The 22,156-nt window shown below is 41.9% G+C and carries 10 protein-coding genes; all 10 read right to left on the bottom strand.

Going from position 1 to position 22,156, the window contains the following annotated elements; all coding sequences use genetic code 11:
* Positions 1–22 precede the first annotated feature (22 nt).
* On the bottom strand, positions 23–2,926 hold the full coding sequence (locus IM797_RS20150; protein ID WP_194128984.1) for a SusC/RagA family TonB-linked outer membrane protein: 2,904 nt from the start codon (positions 2,924–2,926) through the stop codon (positions 23–25).
* A gap of 19 nt (positions 2,927–2,945) precedes the next feature.
* On the bottom strand, positions 2,946–4,835 hold the full coding sequence (locus tag IM797_RS20145) for a RagB/SusD family nutrient uptake outer membrane protein (protein ID WP_194128983.1): 1,890 nt from the start codon (positions 4,833–4,835) through the stop codon (positions 2,946–2,948).
* A 12-nt stretch (positions 4,836–4,847) separates the two neighbouring features.
* Positions 4,848–8,024, bottom strand: a complete 3,177-nt coding sequence (locus IM797_RS20140) for a TonB-dependent receptor (protein WP_194128982.1) — start codon at positions 8,022–8,024, stop codon at positions 4,848–4,850.
* Between the two features lie 478 nt (positions 8,025–8,502).
* Positions 8,503–9,630 carry an endo-1,4-beta-xylanase gene (locus IM797_RS20135; RefSeq protein ID WP_194128981.1) on the bottom strand — a complete coding sequence of 376 codons (1,128 nt, stop codon included), beginning with the start codon at positions 9,628–9,630 and terminating at the stop codon, positions 8,503–8,505.
* 23 nt (positions 9,631–9,653) lie between these two features.
* Positions 9,654–11,030, bottom strand: a complete 1,377-nt coding sequence (locus IM797_RS20130; RefSeq protein WP_194128980.1) for a glycoside hydrolase family 43 protein — start codon at positions 11,028–11,030, stop codon at positions 9,654–9,656.
* Positions 11,031–11,140: 110 nt separating this feature from the next.
* Positions 11,141–13,594 carry a TIM-barrel domain-containing protein gene (locus tag IM797_RS20125; RefSeq protein ID WP_194128979.1) on the bottom strand — a complete coding sequence of 818 codons (2,454 nt, stop codon included), beginning with the start codon at positions 13,592–13,594 and terminating at the stop codon, positions 11,141–11,143.
* Positions 13,595–13,616: 22 nt separating this feature from the next.
* Complete coding sequence (locus tag IM797_RS20120; protein WP_194128978.1) at positions 13,617–15,188, bottom strand: glycoside hydrolase 43 family protein; 1,572 nt, start codon at positions 15,186–15,188, stop codon at positions 13,617–13,619.
* Positions 15,189–15,218: 30 nt separating this feature from the next.
* A complete protein-coding gene (locus tag IM797_RS20115) occupies positions 15,219–17,714 on the bottom strand; it encodes a glycoside hydrolase N-terminal domain-containing protein (RefSeq protein WP_228098986.1) in 2,496 nt (831 codons plus the stop codon).
* Between the two features lie 24 nt (positions 17,715–17,738).
* Positions 17,739–20,171: a glycoside hydrolase family 127 protein gene (locus IM797_RS20110; RefSeq protein WP_194128977.1), complete on the bottom strand. Its 2,433-nt coding sequence runs from the start codon at positions 20,169–20,171 to the stop codon at positions 17,739–17,741.
* Between the two features lie 21 nt (positions 20,172–20,192).
* Positions 20,193–22,136 (bottom strand): alpha/beta hydrolase-fold protein, encoded by a 1,944-nt coding sequence (locus IM797_RS20105; protein ID WP_194128976.1) that lies wholly within the window; start codon positions 22,134–22,136, stop codon positions 20,193–20,195.
* Between the last annotated feature and the right edge of the window lie 20 nt (positions 22,137–22,156).

Raw genomic sequence — 22,156 nt, 5'->3', positions numbered from 1 at the left:
CATTTGCTTTTTACATCGTTAATTAAAAAGAAGTCTTTACACCCAGGTTGAAAAAACGGGTTTGAGGGGCTGATCCGATATTGGTCTCCATCAATTTTCGCTCCTTTGATATGACAAGCAGGTTATCTCCCTGCACATAAACACTAAGTCTATGCATAAAGGAATTTTTAAAGATGTTATCGTTAAAATCGTAGGTAAACTGAACCCTGTTCAGGTCAAAGCGATTAATTTTATACATCCAATAGGTCGAGTTCCTGAAATTATTGTTACTGTTGGTGGTTAGACGCGGATAAGTTGCGGTATTTGCTGTAGACTCAGTCCACCGACCCAATACCACATCAGAATATTTGGTAGTACCACCAACCCAATAATATGAACTGTTTTTAAAGCCAATGGCTCCCCAGCTACCTGAACCCATGGCAAAAAATGTAAGGTTTTTCCATTTAAGTGTAAGATTTAATCCCATAGAAAAAGGTGAAGCTGCCCAACCTGTGTGTCCCAGGTCAACCTGATCACGGCCATCGATAATCCCATCACTGTTGATGTCCTGATATTTGATGTCACCAGGCTTCACATTGCCGAAGGTTTGTCTGGCATGATTATCGATTTCTGCCTGGTTCTGGAAAAGCCCTTCGCTGATGTAACCAAAATAAGCATCAAGTGGTTTGCCTGTTCTGGCAAGATAACTTTGTTCCGGGTTTTCATCCCTGCGTAGTACTTCAGAATTGTAAAACATACCGGTAATTCCCAGGGAGTACTGCAGTTCTCCTATCTTTTTATTCAGGTTAACTGAAAAATCAAGACCTGACCGGCGCTCTTTATTATAGTTCAGCCAGGGACGAAAATCACCTGAACCAGCAAAGTATGATGGATAAATCGTTGTTCCGCGTGCCAGCAAGCCATCTGTAGTTTGTGAGAAATAATTGGCATCAAAACCTATTAAATTATTAAAGAGCGCGCCTTCTAAACTTATTCTGAATTCTTTCCGTTTAACAAAGGTAAGGTTCATATTGTCACCCTGACCTGAAACCGTGGTGAAACCACCAGCTGCACCATCGCGCCATGGATACCAGCCACCTAAACCAGAGGTGTTGCTGTAATAACCCTGATATAAATAATAATCGGCAGGATCAGAACTGTTGGCTCTGAAACCTGTAACATCCAGGTCCTGATTAATTAATGCATAAGATGTGGACAGCTTCAGGTTGTCTACAAAAGAAAGGTTGTCTTTCACAAAGCCTTCATCACCAATCTGCCAACCTAGTGTTAAAGTCGGCGATAAAGCATTTCGCTTTCCGGGAGGTAATTTGGCAGAATGGATCAAGGCCGAAGAAAAATCGGCATAATATTTCCTGCGATAATTGTAACCAAGCTGGAACCCCAGATTGGTATTTAAGATCGGCTGGTAGTCGCTGCCTCCATCGTTGTCAATATCACTAGAGAACTGCGTTTTGTACCACCACCCCATTAATGTAGCGGTTAAATTGTGATCCTTAGCAAAAGTACGTTCATAATCAAATTGAGATTTGAAAGACATGGTTTGGATATACATCGACCTACCTACAAACTCGTTGGTTGAATTCTTATCCTCCCCAAACGACTCCAGGGCGGTGATCAACTCCTGACCGTTCACGGTAGACCAGGTCGGTTTGTATGTCCGGTAGCCCAACAGGTAACCCTCAGAATATACCGAGGTATAATCCATGCTGTTCGTAGTTTTAAAAGACAACCCCTCCAAAATGGCAGCTAGATCGGCTTTCGCACTCAGATTGTACATGAAAGTACGATTCCGGTTTTTAATGTAACCAGCAGCCAGCATATCAGAGAACACATTGGTCTGATTGGTGCTTTGACCACCAAGAAGATACTTCCCGTCAATGATGTGATTACTGGTGTTGACAATAGTTTGCAATTGTTTATTGTTCGGATCAAGCATACTGATGGGAATCAGTGGCGAAAATCTATTGAAATTGGGTGCTATAGTGGAGGTCGCACCCCAGAAATTACCGCGGCCTACATAGCTGTTAGAAACAATCGCGACTGCATCCGTTGAGGCGCTCAGCCATTTGGTAATCTTAATGTCTACATTTCCGCGTATGTTTAATCCGAAATCATTATTTTTTGCCTGTTCCCCGTATTTCAGCAAACTATTGTTATAAGTTAAGCCTACATTGGTGTAATACTGTGCATCCTCATTTCCGCCTGAAATTTCGGTGGTAACATCTGATTTCGAATACGCCTTTTTAAGATATTCCGAGCTAAAGAAATCAACATCAGGATATTTGAAAGGATTAGTACCCGCCCTTGTATTGTCAATAACTTCCTGGCTATAACCAGGACCAGATATCGCAATTCCATCGTTGGTTAAAGCCTCATTGTAATAAGTCATATAATCAGCTGCATTCAGATAATTGGGATAAGCTTTTGGGATGTATAGTCCGGTGTTTGCTCTCACATCAATGGTCAGCGGCTTTACACTTCCTCTTTTGGTGGTGATCAATATAGCGCCTTTGGAAGCTCCACTTCCATATAAGACCACAGCACTTGCTCCTTTAAGGACGGTAATGGATTCAATTTCTACCAAACGCACATCTGAAGCGCGGCGTGGTATGCCGTCTACCAGAACCAAAGCACTCTGTCCCCATACATTCCCTGTATACCCGCCTACCAATGCCTGAAGATTATCAAGGCTGTATACACCATAACTCTTTTTTAATAAATCAGGCACGTTCACTGTCGACACACCACCCAGCAGATCCCGCCTGGCAATCTTTTTAAATGCGACATTGACAAGTGAATCTTTTTTAGGAGATGGCGCCGATAAATAGATGACACTATCTACTTTATCCTGAGCTTGTACGCCAGCCAGAGTCATAAAAACAGTGGCAAATAAAGTACAGCAGGCTTTTATATTTTTTCTCTTCATTTTAGTTGAATATTTTTAATTACCACCCAGGATTCTGCTTAAACTCTTTATACATGTTCACATCTTTTTGGCGAAATGGAAACCAGTAATGACGATCTCCCAATTGCCTTTCAACTAAGGTCACTTCTCTCAGGTTACGCACTTTCGCATTTTTGGGATCGGCATATACCTGAGCATTGGTAAGCGCACGGTCGAACTCGACGGCAGTTTTGAGCGTATATGGACGCTGTGTGAGTAGCAACCAACGACGCAGATCGGTAAAGCGCAGCCCTTCAAAAGATAGCTCCACGGCACGTTCACGTCTCAGTTCACCCAAAAAATCAGTAGTTGAGCCAAGAAATTTAGTTGCAACCCCCAACACCCCTGCCCGGCTGCGGATTTTGTTAACCGCATCAACTGCCGTCAGGCTATATCCAGCAGCGCTGCTTTGCGGACTTCCATAACCTACCGCTGTTGCTTCAGCATACATCAGGTATACATCTGCCAAACGCATTAAACTCATCAGTACAATGTTATTTTCCCTGTAGCCATCAAACTCATTAGACAATTTGGCGACATATTTGGAGAGGAGATATCCCGTCCAGACTTTTTTATTGGCATCTGCAGTTCTAAACAATCCGCCAGTATAAAGACTGGCATATTGACGAAATTCATTATTTCCCACAGCCTGACCAGCAACGACTACTTTTTCTCCATCTATAACATAATCGTTATAGAAACGCGGATCACGGTTTTTCCATGGATATTCAGGATCATATCCTGACTCAGCATCAATTTTATCCGGCTCTGCAATCGGCAAACCATTTGCCATGCCATAATAACGGGCATAATTTGCAGTAGGATACACTTTGATTCCAGATCCATTAATTGTATTCGGACGATAGTCATTGACCTGGTTGTTACGCCAGCGTCCAACGTTTGCTTCTGTCAGGTTTTCCAGCAAAATAGATTCTTTCAGTCCGGGTAACCGGCCTCCGGCATTATAGGTCTGAAATATTTCCCTGTACTGTGAAAAAGGGGCCAACTCATATCGCTTGGTGGATTCAACCAGTTTTAATGCCTGAGCAAAAACATCTGCTGCCTTTTTACAATATTCGGTATTATAGCTGCTGTTCCCGGTAGTTTCCCTGTTCATCAGCGGGCTCCCAGCCCATAAGTAATTTTTCCCTAAAAATCCCAGGGCCATGATTTTATTGATCCGTTGGTTATTTTTTCCACTAGTCACAGAACCGGCCACCGTGGCATCCCAGTCTACCGGAAGCAGATCCGCAGCTTTCTGCAAATCCGCGGCAACTTTATCCGCCGTCGCGCCATAACTTAGGCGCTCAAGTTTCAAAACCTCATTGGTTGGTAAAACCTGTTCAATGTAAGGTAAACCTCCCCAGTACTCCATCAGTACAAAATGAAAATATCCCCTAAAAAAATAGAGCTGTCCGGCGATCAGATCCTTTTCTTCCTGAGTAGCATCTACCAGCTTATCAAGATTCGCAATACCAACATTTGCCTTGCGGATGGCATACCAGGACAATTGCCATAATCTACCTTTAGTCATTCGATCGGTAGTAGAGGGATCTCCTCCATCTGCCTTAAATATGTTATATAAGGCGCTCTCCCAGGCACGGTAATCGCCCTGATCTATCGCATATGCGATCACGCGGGTTTCCCCTGCTTCCCAAAACTCCTCTTCACCCAGGTTCCAGCTACTGTGATACTGATTACCCGAAAGCATGGGGATGCAATTGTACATTTCTTCCGTAAATCCCTGGAAGTTTCTAAAATTCTGATAGGGATCTGTTTCCTCAATATCAGCAAGCGGAGACCGCTCCAAATATTTTTTACAGGATCCAAGTGTCAAGACTGCCAGTATGATGGTTAAAGGCAATAATATCTTTTTAATGAAATTTCTCATTTTCAATTCGTTTTATAAGGTGATTTCAAGCCCCAGGTTGAAGCGTCTCATTGTTGGATAAGCACCTCCACTACCATTAGGATCTCCTGGAGTACTGAAATTTGATTCCCGATCATCAGGCAGCTTCGACCACAACCAAAGGTTATTTCCACTGATATAAATCCTGGTGCTTTTTAACCCGATCTTGTTTACATAATTTCGGGGTAGTTTATAACCAACTTCCACATTCTTCAACCGTACGTATGAACCATCGTAAAGGAAACGGGTTCCACGTGCACCGTCAGGGTCGTTGGTTGTAAACCGCGACAATGGAATTTCGCCCTGGGCACTTGCTACGTTCCAAGAAGGTCTCTCCACAAAAACCACATTACTTTTTGCCTGGAAATTCAGGAAGGTCACCTCTCTCGTTACGTTATTTACGCCATAGAATTGTACAAATAAGCTTAGACCTTTCCAATCTAACCCGAGACTGGCATTGTACGTATTTTGAGGGTTAGATGTGTAGCCGTAAGGCGCCGGATCGTTAGCGTCGATAATCCCATCACCATTAAAATCAAGAATATTATAATCACCAGGCAACTTGCTTCCGTTGTTAGATGCCCGCGTGGTACTTCCGTAAACATCATCCCAGCTTTGGATAAATCCATGATCGATGTAAGTCTTGACCTGTCCGATGGCATAACCGGCCTGTTTCTGGTAAGCTGGAGTAAGCTCCGGGTCGTCGCGGAAATTTGTAATATTTTGGGCATGTGTTACACTGGTATTGGCCCAAAAGCGCAGATTCTCATTGAACGAATGATTTATGCGGAGTTCCAGTTCATAACCCTTACTCGTTACCTTTCCACTGTTCACTCTGGCGGCAGTTCCACCAAAACCATAAAAAGAGGGTATGGCACGACTTTCACCACCGATGACGATGTCGCTCCGTTTATCTTTAAAAAAATCTACTTTTCCTGAAATCTTACCTTTCAGGAAACTATAGTCGATGGCGAGGTTTCGTTTTTCCACAATTTCCCAACCCAGAATTGGATTTCCCATAGTGGATACGCGGTAAAAAGTATAGGGTGTATTGGAGATCGAATTACCCATTTGTGTATTGCCACCATAAGAATAAGCATCGCGAAATGGCCAGCGTGGGGTATTAAATCCATCATCCCCAATTCTACCCCAGGAACCACGAAGTTTCAATTGATCAATGAAAGTTAATCCTTTCATAAATTGCTCGTTGTTGATCATCCATCCCGCTGAAAAAGAGGGAAAGAAAGCAAAGCGCCTTTTCGGACCAAATTTTTCTGAACCATTATAGGCACCGTTTGCTTCAACGAAATATTTGGATTTATAATTGTACGTTGTCCTATAAACCCAATCCTCCCTAAAAGTTGGAAAATTACCTCCCCTTACATTTCTCTGGCGTTGAAAAACACCCATGGCCGTCACCTCATGATCCCCATATGTCCGTCCGTAATTCAACTGAAACTGGTAGTTTGTGTTCCTGTAAGTCGCTGTTTTATCTACCTCTCCAGTAGCAATCGTCCAGGCAATCCTTTCATTAAAATCAAACTGCGTACCGTCATTACGGGTCAGCTCATAGCTTACTAAACCTGTAATCGGATCAATATATTTTCGCTGCGCAGGGTTATTCTGATCATTAATACCACGTTTTTTTTCCAGAAATGAATTGTCCATAGAAAGGCTTGCCCTAAAGTTAAGTCCATTCGTAATTGCATCTAATTGCTGTTGAAGCACAAAATCAGTAGTCAATTGTGTACTTGTTCTTTTTTCTAAACCAGAATATGCAAGCCAAAACGCAGCATTGGGCTGATCCTGCTTGGAGGTCACATAAAAGCCGTAAGTTCCGTCTGAATACTTTGGCCGGAAGATATCTGGCGAGGTTCTGTAGGCAGAAGACCAAAAGCTCTGATCACCATCAGGCATATCATATGGCAATTGGCGAACGCCATTTGACCCGAACAAATTGGTGGAGAATTTAGTTGTTTTGGTGAGGTTGAAATCCAGGTTACTCCTCACGTTTGTGCGGTTATATCCAAAACCAGCATCGTAGCCTCTTCCATTTTGAACAGTTTTGAACAAATCACCCTCACGTGTGAAATCAACTCCTGCAAAATATTTCACAAATTTAGTCCCTCCTGATACATTGGCAGCCGTATTGTACGACATCGCATGGTCTTTAAACAATTCGTCAACCCAATCCACATTGGGATACCTATCCCAGTCTGCTATGTTAGCCGGGTTCCGGTATTTGTTAATCCGTTCCATCGGTGCATATGCGGACCAGGCATTGAGGTCGGCCATCCCCTCCTTTTCAAGAACCCTGTTTTTATACATTAAGGCATCATAAGAATCAAACTTTTCCGGAAGTTTCGAAGCTACTTTTGCAGTCATGTTCGACCGTACCTGAATTTGCGCTTTTCCTTCAACACCTCGTTTGGTCGTCACCAGGATAACACCGTTTGCACCCCTCACCCCATAAATTGCTGTGGCAGAGGCATCCTTTAAGACCGAAACACTTTCTACCGAAGATATATCGATTGCACTGATGGAACGTTCTATCCCATCCACAAGGATAAGCGGAGCACTGTTGTTCCATGAACTTTGTCCACGGATCAGAATCTGAGGATCCTCTGCTCCCGGCATACCCGAAGAGCTTGCAGTAATTACACCAGGTAAGTTCCCGGTCAATGCCATACCGAGATTGGTAATGCCGCCGGTGCGCTCCAGTTCTTTACTTGTCGTCTGTACAATAGAACCTATAATACTCGATTTCTTCTGCTGACCATATCCTACAACAACAATCTCGTTCAGGGCTTTATTGTCGTCTTGCATAGATACCTGTATATTACTTGTACCATTGACAGATACCTCTTTATTCATCATGCCGATGTAGGCAATTATTAACGTTTCTTTGTCTTCCGGAACTACGATGGAGAATTCTCCATTTACATTGGTCAGCGTTTTCACACTTGTACCTTTCACTGTGATTGAGGCACCAATTAGTGGTAACTTTTTGTCATCAATTACAGTACCTTTTACCGTTCGTTTTTGCTGTGCGTAGACAGAATTTGTCAGCATAATAAAAGCAAATAATAAAAAGCAAACTCTTTGTAACGCTTCCTTTCTAAAAAATTTCAGAAAATAATGTGCGTTACTCGCATTTGTATATTTTTCCATTATTTAAAATCATTTAAGAGGATATAATTGTGATAAATACTTTGTCCATAGGGAATGGAACTTTCCTGGTAGAATTTTTTCTCATCATATATTTGGTTTATTTATTTGGTTTTTGAAAGCTTGTTCGAATTCGTATTTCTAATACTAAGAATTTAATTTAAGTTGCTGGTCTCATTTGGTTTGGTTCGTTTGGTTAGGTATTACATTCACGATTAGAGATGGCGAATGATCTATATTCAGTTAACCTAAATTAGGACTGAACCATTTTTTTAGCGGGTACAATTGTTTAAATTTATATGCTTGATGTTCAAACTGACAAAAAACGCCCCTTAATCGCTTGCAGAGCACTATTCTAAGCGGAATTCGACAATTATCTTTAGGAGATGCTGACAAACTGTTAAAAAAACAAGCATCATTTGAAGATGCTGCATGTCGCCTGTCAATACTGAGTTTGGCAGCTGATAGACCGCTTCTATAATTATTCCATCAGTGACATTTCCGAGATGATTTGCACAACAGGTTTTGCTTTATATTGGCGGTCAAACAACAGCGGATAATCTTTACGCCCAAAAACCGGCCAGTTATTGCGCCAGGAATCTCCATCAGTAACACCCCATAAAGTCACCCTGCTGATTTTATTCTGATGTTTCAGAAACAATTTAAAAAATGCAACATAACGTTGCTCCAATATCTTGGCTACAGAATCTGGTAAGCCAGCTGCATAAGGATTCATTTCTTTTTTATAAGTGTAATTCTGACTAATATCAGCCCCCATACTTCGCCCCGGATTCTGCAAAACAGTAATATCAAGCTCGGTAATCATCACATGAACCGCAGCAGCCGAAAAAGCGAGGATGCTTTTCTCAAAATCCGCTACTTTTGGGTAATCCAGCCCCAAATGTCCCTGCATACCAACGCCGGTAATTTTCAGCCCTAAACCTTTAAGTTTATGCACCATACGGACTACGGCATTACGTTTACCTTCCTGGGCCATAGAAAAATCATTGTAATAAAGTTCAGCCTTTGGATCGGCAGCATGCGCAAATTCAAAAGCGAGGCGTATAAAATCTTCGCCAATAATATTGTAAAACTTACTTTTGCGCCAGGATCCATCATCCAATATTGCTTCGTTTACCACATCCCAACCATTTACCCGTCCTTTGTATCGGGAAACCACAGTGGTGATGTGTCTTCTCATCCGCTCAATAAGCACTTCCCTGGATACATCATTCCCATCAGCATCAACAAAAAACCAATCCGGTGTTTGAGAATGCCAGATTAAAGTATGTCCAATAATAAACAGTTTGTTTTTCTCTCCAAAATTTACAAACTGATCGGCATCTCTAAATCGGAATTGTCCTTCCCGAGGTTGAAGAGACACGATCTTCATGCAGTTTTCTGCGACTACGGAGTTAAAATGTGTTTTTATTATTTTTAGGGCAGCCGTATCCCGACCCCATATCTGCCCGTTATTTAACGAAACACCAATGAGAAACTTGTGTTTAAAAGCGGCTTTAAGTGAACTGCTTTTAAACTGATCATTTGTATAGGAAACGGCAAGCATCATTAGAACACAAGAGAATGAAAATAAAACAACTTTTTTCATGATTGGTTACAATAAAATATGGACTAATAAACGGCCTTTTTAAACTGCCACCAATCGAAATTGAACAGGTTGTCATTTCCCCCCTTAAACACCAGATATACATCGTGTTTCCCTTTTACTGATTTAATGTGGCAAGACAATATTTTCCAATTCTTATCAGATCCTGTCCCCTTTACCTGTAGTGTTCCTAATAAACTTCCCGCTTTGTCGTCGATTCTGATCTCGATGCTTCCCCCAGCAAGAGGAGCAACATTAGCTTCAAATTTTTTAGCACCTTTAGCGAAATCTACCCCCTTTACCTTGATGAAGTCACCATTGCTTACATTTGTTACATACATTTGGCTTGAAAGGTCGGCTTTTTTTGTGCTCAGCCCCTCAGCCCAATTGATGGTTTCGGCCTCAACAAGCTTGAATGGATTTAGTGAGCCAACTTGTTTCGCACCCGTTTCAGACCACCATGGCAATTCAGGAATAGTCCCATCAGGGTTGTATTTAAACTCCTCAATACAAACCGAACGCCTTTCATGATGTGCGGCTGTCTGCATAAAATTTAGCCGGAAATTGAAACCAAAAACATAGGATTTACCTTTGTAATCGATAATGCCAGGATGATTTCCACTCGATCTTTTGTCTGGCTTCATGATGTATCCCTGATATTCCCAGGGACCGGTCGGACTGTTGCTCATGGCATAACCGATACCTTCCGGACAGCAGGTAGAAGCGTAAGCCATATAATAATGTCCGTTCCGTTTATAAGCCCAGGGGCCTTCCTGATAATGGTATAAATCAGCGGTGGCTTGTCCTTTCACTTTGCCTACCTCTGGAACTTTTACAATTTCACCTGAATAGGAGATCATATCTTTATTCAACTTCACATACCATAAACCAGGATTGCCCCAATAGAGGTAAGCCTCCCCATCATCGTCAATAAATACACTGGGATCAATGGTACTCCAAATATCTTCTCCTCCGACTAACTTTTTTCCTATGGGATCTTTAAACGGCCCATACGGGCTGTCTGCAACCAACACCCCAATTCCACTTCCCTGCACAGTACAATACATATAAAACTTACCGTTACGTTCTATGCACTGATGTGCCCATGCACCATTTTCCTGCCTCCCCCAGCTAAAACTTTTTAAGGAAGCAACCACACCTCGATCGGTCCAGTTCACCATATCTGTTGAAGTGTATAAAAGCCAATCTTTCATCAGGAATTTCCCCATACCCGGTCCCGCATCGTCTTCATCATGAGTTGTGTAGAGGTACACTGTGTCTTTGTATACCATTGGGGCTGGGTCGGCGGTAAATTTAGTTTGGATAACTGGGTTTTGAGCACCCGCCAAAAGTGAGAACGTAACCATCAGTAACGTACAAAAGTTCCTTAATCTATTTTTCATTGGAATATAGCTTGTCTTTTATTGGTAATGAAGCCATCATAAGCGAACTCAATTTTCGTTCTTAAACAGTTTCCTTATGATGGCTTTGCTTATATTTGTTGTTTTGTAAATTACAGTTTTAACGAAACTGGCTCTCCTACATATAAAATCTCTTTCCCAGCAGTTACTGCCATAGTCCCATTTGCTTTTACCTTTTTGATGTTGAATTTACGTTTTGACAACATTCCTGGAAAACTGCCACTGCGCGCGCTTATAGTTAACATTTCACGCCTATCATTCCAGCTAAAAGTAATCGTAGCATGGATGCCTTTCTCATAATTATAGTTGTCGTTTTCGTCTTCATATAAGGTGAATGTTCCATTGGCACCTTCGTACACCCGAATTTCTAAATTATCCCATTTTTGTTCATTGGCATACTGTACATCCGGTCCGAGAGGAAGTATACTACCCGCTTTGATATACAAAGGAATCGTGTTTATGGTTGTAGTTGCTTCAATCTCCTGTCCTCCATTGTATTTTTGGCTGGTCCAGAAATCGTACCAGACCGTGCCTGAGGGGAGATATACTTTCTTTGATTTTGGCAGCCTGAAGTTCACTGTATCGACGGCATTTCCTTTGATAAGATTTCTGTTCCATCCAGTTTCTTCATTAGCTTTTACTATTGTTTCCGGCGTATATTGCGCATTAATCACTGGCGCTACTAAAATCGAAGATCCAAAAAGGTATTCATTGTTCATATCCAGCACTTTTTTGTCCTGGCTAAAATCCATCACCAGTGCACGCATAAAAGTCGATTGTTTATCAGTAACCGATCTTGCTGTAGAATAGAGATATGGCAAAAGGCTGTAACGTAATTTAATTGCATTTTCGATGGCATCATAAATGGGTTCACCTTTTTTTCCGAATTGATAAATTTCCCTCGGAACATCTGTGCCATGCGAACGCATCATTGGTGTGAAGGCTCCAAACTGTAACCACCTTACATAAAGTTCCTGAAAAAGCGGATTTTTGGCACCTGAACCATCATTCCAGTTTTTGTTATACGATCCTGCAAAAAAACCACCAATATCACTATTCCAATAAGGTATTCCGCACAATGAAAAGTTGAGACCCGCAGGGATTTGATTTCTGAGAGATTCCCATGAAGAAGTAATATCGCCCGACCAGGTATTTGCACCATACCGCTGTTGTCCGGCAAAGGCTGAACGGGTTAAAATAAACACGCGTTTATCGGCACTAACTGCGCGCTGATGATCAGATACACCACCCACAGTCATTAAGGGATAAGCGTTACGTACTTTACGGAAAGAACCCAAATAGGTTTTGGTATCCATGTCCGACGGCTTAAAACTAAGGTGGTCAGGTTCGGTAGAGTCCATCCACCATCCATCAATATTTCTGGAAAAAAGTCCTTTATTCAAGAAATCCCAGTATATATCCCGTGCTTTAGGGTTATAGGCATCGTATACGCGAACACCAGAAGGATAATCCATATTAGGTGGCCAGGTTTCTGATCCTGATTCTGGCCAGGTCCCGATGTTAAAAAGCGCTCCTATACTGTCGAGTTTACGATACTGCTTAGTAGCAGGTCCAAATGACGACCAAATTGAAATGAGTAGATGGGCATTCAACTGATGCACGTCATCCACCATTTTTTGCGGATTGGAAAACTCAGGATTGAGAAAATCCATCGCGTTCCAAAGGTAATTGTTGCCCCAATATTGCCAGTCCTGTATAATCCCATCAAGTGGAACGCCAAGTTCCCGATACTTTTTAACTACGCCTACAAGCTCCGCCTGGCTTTTATACCTTTCCTTACTTTGCCAGAATCCATAAGTCCATAATGGAAACATTGGCACCTGCCCCGTTAAGTTTCGCATACCTGAAACTACGCCATCGGCATTGCCGCCATACATAAAATAGTAATCGATACCATCGGCCACTTCCGATGAGAAGGAAGTTTCATCCACAGTGTCGTTAAATGTAGTTGGCGAATAATTGTCCCAGAATAAACCGTAGCCTTTTACAGATTGGAAAAAAGTAACAAAATCCCAGGTATTATTTTGAACCATCCTGATCTTTTGGTTGCGCTGTGATAGTTTACCATTCTGTAGAATCCCTAATCCGTAAATGGGCTCCTCTTTTTCCAGGACAAATGATTGGGAAATGGTGTAAGTTTTTGTTCCGGCATCATTAAACTCAGTAAATGTAGCGCCCGCCGGTTTTTCATTTAACAGGGAGTGTCCATCGGCCTTTTTAAAAGCTATGTGTCCATTTTTCAGGTTCAATACAGTTTGCAGATCTTTACTGGTTAGTAGCAGTTCTTCACCTTTTTGTGCCACTTTAAGTGAAACTTTTTCAGGAATTTTAACTGCAGACAAACTTTGCTTGATGAATGTTTTTCCTGAAGGCCATTTTAACACCCTTACAATATTGGAACTGTAAAACTGAATTTCAATTTCTGTTTGATTAACAGTTGCCCTTACACCAGTGTGCGTTTTTTGATATTGTGCCTTCGTACTTAACACACCTGTAAGTAGTAAGAAAAATAAAAATTGTTTCATGTTATTGTCAAGTATTAATCAGCTATTTATTATCAAGGTTGTCACTGATATGGAAGTAATCAAAGTCCGCATATCCTCCAACATGTTTACTGGCGTAATTAAATAAGCCAAAACGATATCCCATAAAATGTGGCAAAGTATAACTCATCTTTAACGGGGTACCCAATGCCTTCCATATCACACCATCCAGACTGTAAATGAAATTCGCAGTATCTTTAAGATTTCCAAATTCACACTCAATTTTAAAATATATTTTATCCTGATGTAGTGCGTCTCCCTTAGTCTCGATCGGACGCCCGGCTCCGGCATCAATCATAACCAGTACTTTAGTATTCCCTGACACCTGAACCCCAATCTGACCGTAATTTTTCTGCAACATGCTTAATCCGGCAAAATCACCATCCTTCATCTTTGAAATATCAAGCATCGTACTTCCCACACAGACCGGGCCTATGGTACGCTGAGTTAGTGTATTTTTGGCCTGTAAAAAATGAGTATCCAACCGACCGGTGGTTAACCGCAGATAGCCTTTTCTTTGAGTAACTGACCAAAGTTTGGGGTCTGGGTTATGGTTCCATTGCCAAACCAAGGGTAAAGCTGGTGCTTTCTTTGTACGTAAAAATTCATCTGATGCCACAATGCCTGGCATCAAACCAGTACCAGCAGGCAAACCTGTTAAGGGTACAAGTTTTCCAGCATCACCAAGTACAGGCCAGCCATCCTGCCAACTTACCGGCACCAAATAAGGAACACGTCCAACGGCACCATAATCTCTAAATAAATAGGCATAATAACGACCATCGGGCATATCAATCAAGCCCCCTTGTGCTACCCCAAAATCCTGAAATGCAATCCGGCCTTCATATGGCCCCCTGAGGTGATCTGCCCTGTGTACAACTACAGTTCGCATACCGCCTTTAGGCCAGGTGATGTTGAAAAGATAATATTTGCCGTTCAGTTTAAACAACTGCGAACCTTCTGCTGGTAAGCCCCCATTTCCGGAGGGTTCATTGGCATTTTCAATCAGTACCTGCTCTTTTGTGCCAGGCTTGATACCCGAAACATCTGAATTTAATTCTGCCAGCCGTATTTTACCAGCACCAAAAACCATATATACCCGCCCGTCATCGTCAAAAAATAGCGAGTGGTCGTGTAAAACTGGACGGAATGACAGTACCTTCCAACTGCCTTTTTCAATGTCCCTGGTCGTATACACGTGAGTTTTTCCCGAGGTAGCCGAAAATGTACTGACATAAAATGCACCTTTGTGGTAACGCAGGCTGCTGGCCCAGGATCCCTTTCCATAGGTGTTTTTCCCATCCTCCAGATTCATCGTGTTTGTATTGGCTAAGGTATCATATGCATAGCTAACTAACTTCCAGTTCACCAAATCTGTAGACTTCATGATGGGTACACCTGGACTCATGTGCATTGTAGTACTGCTCATGTAATAAGTATTTCCTACCCGGATCATAGACATATCCGGTACATCTGCGTAAATGATGGGATTGACCGCAGTTTGTTGTTGCGCAAATACCCCATTACTCATAAAAAAGACAATAACTAATGCCACAAAGGCCATGATTCTTTTCATCTGGTGAGAATAAATTATATAATAAAACTGTTAATCTAAAAGCAATGTATAAAGTTTACCAGGGTATGTCTGGATGTCATAAACAAAGGTTTCCTTCAAAACAGGCGGTAACAGGTTAGCCTTCTCCGAAATGATGGCATCTGGGATTTCTTCTACAGCATAAAATGAGTTTTGGTTAGCTCCTTTTGCTTTCTTCAAAACAGAAACATCCATATTCATCGGATTTGGAACTCTTAAACGCAGATTCCCACCTATTGTTGATTTAACAATGACTTTAACTACTTTTCCATCCGCCCATTCCATAGATACAACTTCAAATCCCCCCCTTGCTCTCAAGCCACTTACACTTCCTTTCTTTTCCCATACATCAGGAAGCGCTGGAAGTAAGTGTACTGCGCCATCCGCACTTTGCATCAACATTTCAGTGATACCAGATGTACAGCCAAAATTTCCATCAATCTGAAACGGAGGATGTGCATCAAACAAATTATTATATGTTCCTCCTCCACCAGGATTATCTCCCAGAGGAGTCAGCTGATTCTGGATTAATTTATAGGCATGGTTACCATCCTGCATCCTTGCCCACCAGTTAATTTTCCAGGCCATGCTCCAGCCAGTGGATACATCACCCCGCTGCAATAAGGTATTTTTAGCTGCTGAAAACAATAGTGGTGTATGGTATGGTGATATCTGGTTAGATGGGAACAGACCATACAAATGAGAAATGTGACGGTGTTTATCGTTAGGGCTATCCACATCATCCAACCACTCCTGCAACTGCCCGTATTTACCAATGTGCATAGGGGGCAAAAGTTTACGCATTTGCACCAAACTATCTATAAATTCCGGATCCCTGTTTAGAATCCTTGCTGCGCTTATGGTAGAAGTAAATACGTCAAAAACAATCTGATTGTCCATCGTGGTACCAGCATCCAGTGAGGAGCCCCCATGTGCCTGTGGCGCATTTTCAGGTGAAGTTCCCGGATTTACCACCAACCATTTATAAGTTGGATGTGCTACTAAAAAATCTTTGTAAAAAGTGGCTGCACCTTTCAATATGGGATAAGCAGTGTTTAAATAATTTTTATTCCCATTGTACAAATAATGCGTCCATAAATGCTGGCTTGTCCATCCCCCGCCGCCGTTCCATATGCCCCAAAAGGCACCGTCTACCGGTCCTGTAATTCGCCATATATCTGTGTTATGGTGCGTTACCCATCCTCTTGTCCCATATATCGACTTAGCCGTTTCTGCACCAGTTTCCGATAACTCTTTCACCATTTTTAAAAACGGTTCGTGTAGCTCTGCCAGATTTGTAGACTCAGCGGGCCAGTAATTCATTTGTGCATTGATGTTGATGGTATACTTGCTATCCCAGGCTGGATAGAGTTTATCATTCCAGATGCCTTGTAAATTGGCAGGCTGACCACCCGGCTGTGATGAACTGATCAACAAGTAACGACCAAACTGATAATACAACACGACAAATTGTGGATCTGACACCTTTCTAAAATTCATTAATCTCTGGTCAGTAGGAAATTGTATCGATTCAGATGAGCCTAAATCCAACTTCACACGATTAAAATATTTCTGGTAAGCGCGAATATGTGCATTTAAAATCGTCCCAAATGATTTTGAATAAGCTTTATCGAGATGTTGCAGGGCTTTTTCATGGGCATCACCACTAATATCTTTATAGTTTTTAAAATTGGTAGCCACAGAGATATAAATGGTTACAGCATTGGCTCCTTTTATACTGAAGGTGCTATCAGTTGAAGTAACTATTCCGCCGTCGTTTTTGAATCTGCTAATGACTTCATATTTCAGCATTCCTTTAACCCCCTCGTGATCGCTGGTCAAACCAGTCATTGTAAAATCTTTGCCAGCAACCACTTTAATGGCAGCGCGCTGATGTGGTGTTGTATAAGAAGCGGTAAAAGAAATCTGCGATTGTTTATTGGCAGTTAGGTGCATCACCACCACACTATCGCCAAAAGCTGCTATGACCGATCTGGTGTAAGTAACATCCCCAATGGTATAAGAAGTTTCAGCAATTGCTTTCTCAATATCTAAAGCTCTATAGTATTTTTTATAACTGCCGTGTCCGGGAAAATTTAAATTTAGCGTACCAGCTGGCTGGAATATCTGCCCGGAAGATTTCTTTCCAAACATCACTTTATCGGACAAGCGTTCTGCTTCTTTTTGCTTGCCAGCAAAAATTAACTGGCGTATTTGATCCAGGGAGCCCAGGGTCTCCGGAACGTCATTTCGATTCGGACCTCCACTCCACAACGTATGTTCATTCAATTTAATCATTTCCTGATCTACATTTCCATATACCATAGCGCCGAGTACGCCATTTCCTATCGGCAATGCATTCTCCCATATTTTACCTGCTGGCTGCTCATACCATAATTTTAGATTGGCCTCCTTCTTTTTTTGTGCTTTTAAATCGGCAATTGAGCTGAGCGACAAAAAAAAGACGAAGCTGATCAAACAAGATATTTTAGTTTTAAGGTTCATCATTTAATCTGATACCGGATATAAGTTCTATTTATCAATTATTTTGCTTTTCACGAGTCTGACACGGTAAACTGGCGCTGTAGATTTTCCGGATAATGCCAGGAATTTAACGCTAACCTGCTGTTTTCCTTTTAACATTTCAGCTGGAATAGGATATTCTTGATGATAGAAGCCCGGTTTACGTACCTCTTCGGCACGATCTACAACCTGAAGTCTTTGGTCATCAATATAAATTTCAAACTTTTCTCCCGGCCTTGCAGAAAAGTGGTATCTGACATTCAACGACAGATCTGTAAGCCCCTGTGTAGACATGTGATAACTAAAATATCCGCCATTGGAAGCACTGCGCCAGAATTCATCGGTGAAAGAACCCGTACGGGAATTTTCCTGTCGCATGGCATGGTCAACCTCTGGTTGCTGCTCGCCAGGTGCTACAAAATCTATGGTTCGTTTATCCAGATTAAGTTTGTCGGTCTCTATTTTTGCTACCGAATCCAGGTAATTGACATACTGCAAAGGCGTTAATCTCATCCAGTAAGCCATATACCTTGAATCGTGAACACGATAAAAAGGTTGCAGCACCAATTTTTCAGGATTGATGATCTTTTCATTGACAAAAGAGAAAGTCATGGGTTGTCCGGCTACAGGTACGACCTTTCCCGGGATTGCGGCACTATTGTCTTCAATAATGATGGGTGCCTGATCAACTGGAAGCTTTGGTCCGCCGGCAATATGCCCCCAACGGCTATCGTCTGCAACCATTCCTTTCAATGCTTCTGTTTTTGTCTTCGCAGCCAGCATGATCGGGCCACGCATAATAGCGATATACTCAGGCACGTTTGGCATTTGCTCGATAGTGGTTTGCATAGGCATGATGACTTTGACCACATCACCTTTTTTCCATGTCCTTTCCACACCAATATAAGACGACGGAAGCCTTTCATATTTTGTAACCTTACCATTTACAAATATTTGCATGCCACCCTGCTTCAGCCATGACGGGTACCTTAGCATCAATGTAAATTTTGCGGATCCTTTGGTAATGGTCAACGTAGACTGCTCCTCGTCAGGGAAAGAAGTATCCTGTTTTAAGGTGATGTTTTTTTCTTTCCAATTTAATGTCGAAGCGATAAACAAGTTTAAATACAAGGAATCTTTTTTATGAGCGTAAATAAACTCGTTATACTTACCATGATTTTCCATTCCGCTTCCCACACAACACCACATGGCTTCATTTGGTGCAGAATAAACCCTGTAATGCCTGGGTCTGACCGGCGTAAAATACACATATCCACCATGCTCCGGATGTTGGGTAGATAAAATGTGATTGTACAATGCCCGCTCATAAAAATCTACATATTTTGCATCGGGTTGCTCCCTGAATAATCCCTCAGTAAGTTTCAACATGTTGTAGGTATTGCAGGATTCAGGTCCTTCAACATCATTTATAAAGTCGCTACTCGCGGCTGCACTCGGAAAAAATTCACGTCTGCTATTTCCTCCAAATGCAAGTGTACGGTTACGGGTTACTGTTTCCCAGAAAAAATTACTGGATTTCATGTATTGATTATCATGACTCAGTTCAGCTATACGCTGAAAACCGATTGCCTTTGGCACCTGTGTATTGGCATGCTGATTATCCAACTGATCTACACCCGCTGCAAGTGGTGTCAACAGTCGCTGATGAGAAAATCTTTTTGCCGCAACGAGATACTTCTTGTCACCGGTCATTTGATAGGCATCGGCCAGCTCTTCATTCATCCCGCCATGCTCGGTATCAAGCATAGCTTGCATTTGGGTTTCAGAAAGCGCAGATGTGATGTCAATTGCCCAATCACAAAATTTCAAAAAAATCTCTTCTGCATCTTGATTCCCGCCATACAGCCAGGCATCCCTTAAGCCGGCGTACATTTTATGCACGTTATACCAAGGTACCCAGGCGGCGCGGTAAGCTTTAAAATCTCCCTTCTTCAATGTAGACCATATTTCAGCACTGTTCGGCACACCGCCGGCATAACCGATACCCCATTCCGGATGACTGATTCCATTTTTATCCTGGCAGGCCTTCAGTTCTTGAACCATTTCATCCATCCGACGTTTACATTCCGGGTTTTTAGTAGAGGCGTAATTAAGTGCCATTGCAGTTAAATAGTGTCCGCCAATATGCCCATCTAAACCTTCCCAGTTCTTATAACTGTCTTTCTTTGGTTTTAAACCGGCCTCTTTAAGGTATGGAGCCAACATACGGTCTACATCATATGCCAACAGCGTTTTAATGTTAAGATCTCTCGCCTTTCTAAAAGAACCGTCCAACAAGGTCACATCTCCAAGCGGAAACGTATTGGCATAAAGTTTTTCCTGCGCTTTTGCTTCTCCGCAAAAAAATAGCGCAGCACAAACAATTTTACAGATTACACTTCTAAAAAAACAGCTATTTATTTTTTTTCCAAAAATCACCATTACAATCTAATTAACAACAAACTACATAAACAACAAGGAAGCAAACTTATAGAGATTATTTCTCCATACCGGCCAACTATGACCACCTGGATACTCCTGGTACGCATAATTGACTTTTACTTCCCTAAGCCGATCAAGCATGAGCTGACAATTGTTGTAAGCAATATCCGCTTTACCACCCATAGCAATCCAAAATTGTTTAAGGTTATTGTTTATTTTATCCTTGTTAAGCTTCATAAATGCATATTGTTCATCTGCGATAGTGTTCTGACGGGGAACTACCCAGCCAGAACTAAAAACACCCAAATAAGCAAACATATCCGTATTTTTCAATCCAGTATACAGCGTATGCATCCCACCCATAGACAAACCAGCCAAAGCCCGGTTTGCCGCATCATTTTTTGTCCGGTAACTGTTCTCAATTAAAGGTATAACAACATCTTTCAATTCTGATTCAAAAGCTTTTAGTCCCCACTCGCCAAAAGCGGGGCCGCCAATATTTGCATCCGGCATCACTATAATCATAGGCTTTGCTTTTTGCACGGCGATGAGGTTATCCAAAATCAGATCCGCTTTTCCCTGACTTGCCCAGCCGGTTTCATCTTCACCACCACCATGCAGAATATACAATACCGGATATTTTTCATTAATCTGGGCATCATAACCAGGCGGGGTATAAACATTTAGCTGGCGCCAGGAATTGGTGATCTTTGAAAAATATTTTTTAATTCGAATTTCTCCATGCGGCACATCTTTCAAAGCATAATAAGTTCCGGCAGCAAATGGAATCTCTATACCACTGGCCATCCTCCCCATTCCATAGTAAGTTTTACTCGAAGGATCGGCCACAGCGACACCATCAATAATCAGTGAATAATAATGAAATCCTTCGCCAACAGAATCGGTTGTGGCCCTCCAGCTTCCCGATTCATCCTTAATCATATCATATTTTTTACCCAAATCAACCTGAACCTTTGTGGCTTCATGTGCCTGAACCTTAAAAACCACCCGGTGGTCAGACAGAATCTGGGGATACTGATTTGAACCAATGTTGGTTGAGGCAGGCACGCCACTAACCGGATATTTAGAAAATGAGGCAGTATCAACTGGCTTAAATAACAATTGAGAAAACATATACAACCCATTTTTCCAAACCTTAAAATCATGTACTCCTGGTTCAATAAAATAGATGTGTGGCACCTTATTTTTTTTTAGATAATCATGAGTACGCTTACTATTCACAATTAAATTGTCACTGGCTCCGCAGGATATGAACAACACCTTAAGCATACGTATTGCTTTTTCAGGATCCGGAACCAATTCCTGAGGCGTTTTTGTATTTGGAGCTGAGGAGAATCCACCAACCCAGGCAAATTTATCCAGGTTACCCAAACCAAAATTTAGAGATTGTCCACCGCCCATAGATAATCCGGCAATGGCACGCTGATCCCGATCTTGATGTACACTGAACTTCTTTTCAACAAAAGGAATCAGATCGTTCAATAAATCTTGTTCAAAAGTGGAGAATGCGGCTACCTTATCCCTGGACATGATATTACCAATGGGCCGGTCATCTTTCATGGCACGTCCGTTAGGCATCACCACAATCATAGGCGCTAACTTACCCGCAGCATACAGGTTATCCAGGATCACCTGAGGCTTGCCCCCATTTAACCACTCCCTTTCATCTCCACCAATCCCATGCAGTAAATACAAAACAGGGTACTTTATTTTTTTGGAATATCCTGGTGGAGTATAGGTTATTGCCTTTCTGTTATGGCCAACAGTTTTAGAATAATAACTGATGGTGTCTATTTTTCCATGTGGAATAGCCAAATTTTCAACATCAAAACCCGGAGCAGCAGGCGCCACAATCCCCTGGGAAAAAACAGGTATACTGAACAAAATCGCAGTGCCGGCAAGCAATAGCCGCTGTACACTTAAATATCTGGTTATTTTAATCATATCTGGTTTCATTATTGGTT

Origin of the sequence: Pedobacter sp. MC2016-24 (genome assembly GCF_015223055.1) — a bacterium.
Lineage (GTDB): Bacteria > Bacteroidota > Bacteroidia > Sphingobacteriales > Sphingobacteriaceae > Pedobacter.
This window is presented reverse-complemented; position numbering and strand designations above follow the sequence as displayed.

What these genes read in the sequence shown, in the direction of transcription:
- IM797_RS20150 (WP_194128984.1), bottom strand. Translation starts at nt 2,926, where the DNA reads ATGAAGAGAAAAAATATAAAAGCCTGCTGTACTTTATTTGCCACTGTT.
- IM797_RS20145 (WP_194128983.1), bottom strand. Translation starts at nt 4,835, where the DNA reads ATGAGAAATTTCATTAAAAAGATATTATTGCCTTTAACCATCATACTG.
- IM797_RS20140 (WP_194128982.1), bottom strand. Translation starts at nt 8,024, where the DNA reads ATGGAAAAATATACAAATGCGAGTAACGCACATTATTTTCTGAAATTT.
- IM797_RS20135 (WP_194128981.1), bottom strand. Translation starts at nt 9,630, where the DNA reads ATGAAAAAAGTTGTTTTATTTTCATTCTCTTGTGTTCTAATGATGCTT.
- IM797_RS20130 (WP_194128980.1), bottom strand. Translation starts at nt 11,030, where the DNA reads ATGAAAAATAGATTAAGGAACTTTTGTACGTTACTGATGGTTACGTTC.
- IM797_RS20125 (WP_194128979.1), bottom strand. Translation starts at nt 13,594, where the DNA reads ATGAAACAATTTTTATTTTTCTTACTACTTACAGGTGTGTTAAGTACG.
- IM797_RS20120 (WP_194128978.1), bottom strand. Translation starts at nt 15,188, where the DNA reads ATGAAAAGAATCATGGCCTTTGTGGCATTAGTTATTGTCTTTTTTATG.
- IM797_RS20115 (WP_228098986.1), bottom strand. Translation starts at nt 17,714, where the DNA reads ATGATGAACCTTAAAACTAAAATATCTTGTTTGATCAGCTTCGTCTTT.
- IM797_RS20110 (WP_194128977.1), bottom strand. Translation starts at nt 20,171, where the DNA reads ATGGTGATTTTTGGAAAAAAAATAAATAGCTGTTTTTTTAGAAGTGTA.
- IM797_RS20105 (WP_194128976.1), bottom strand. Translation starts at nt 22,136, where the DNA reads ATGATTAAAATAACCAGATATTTAAGTGTACAGCGGCTATTGCTTGCC.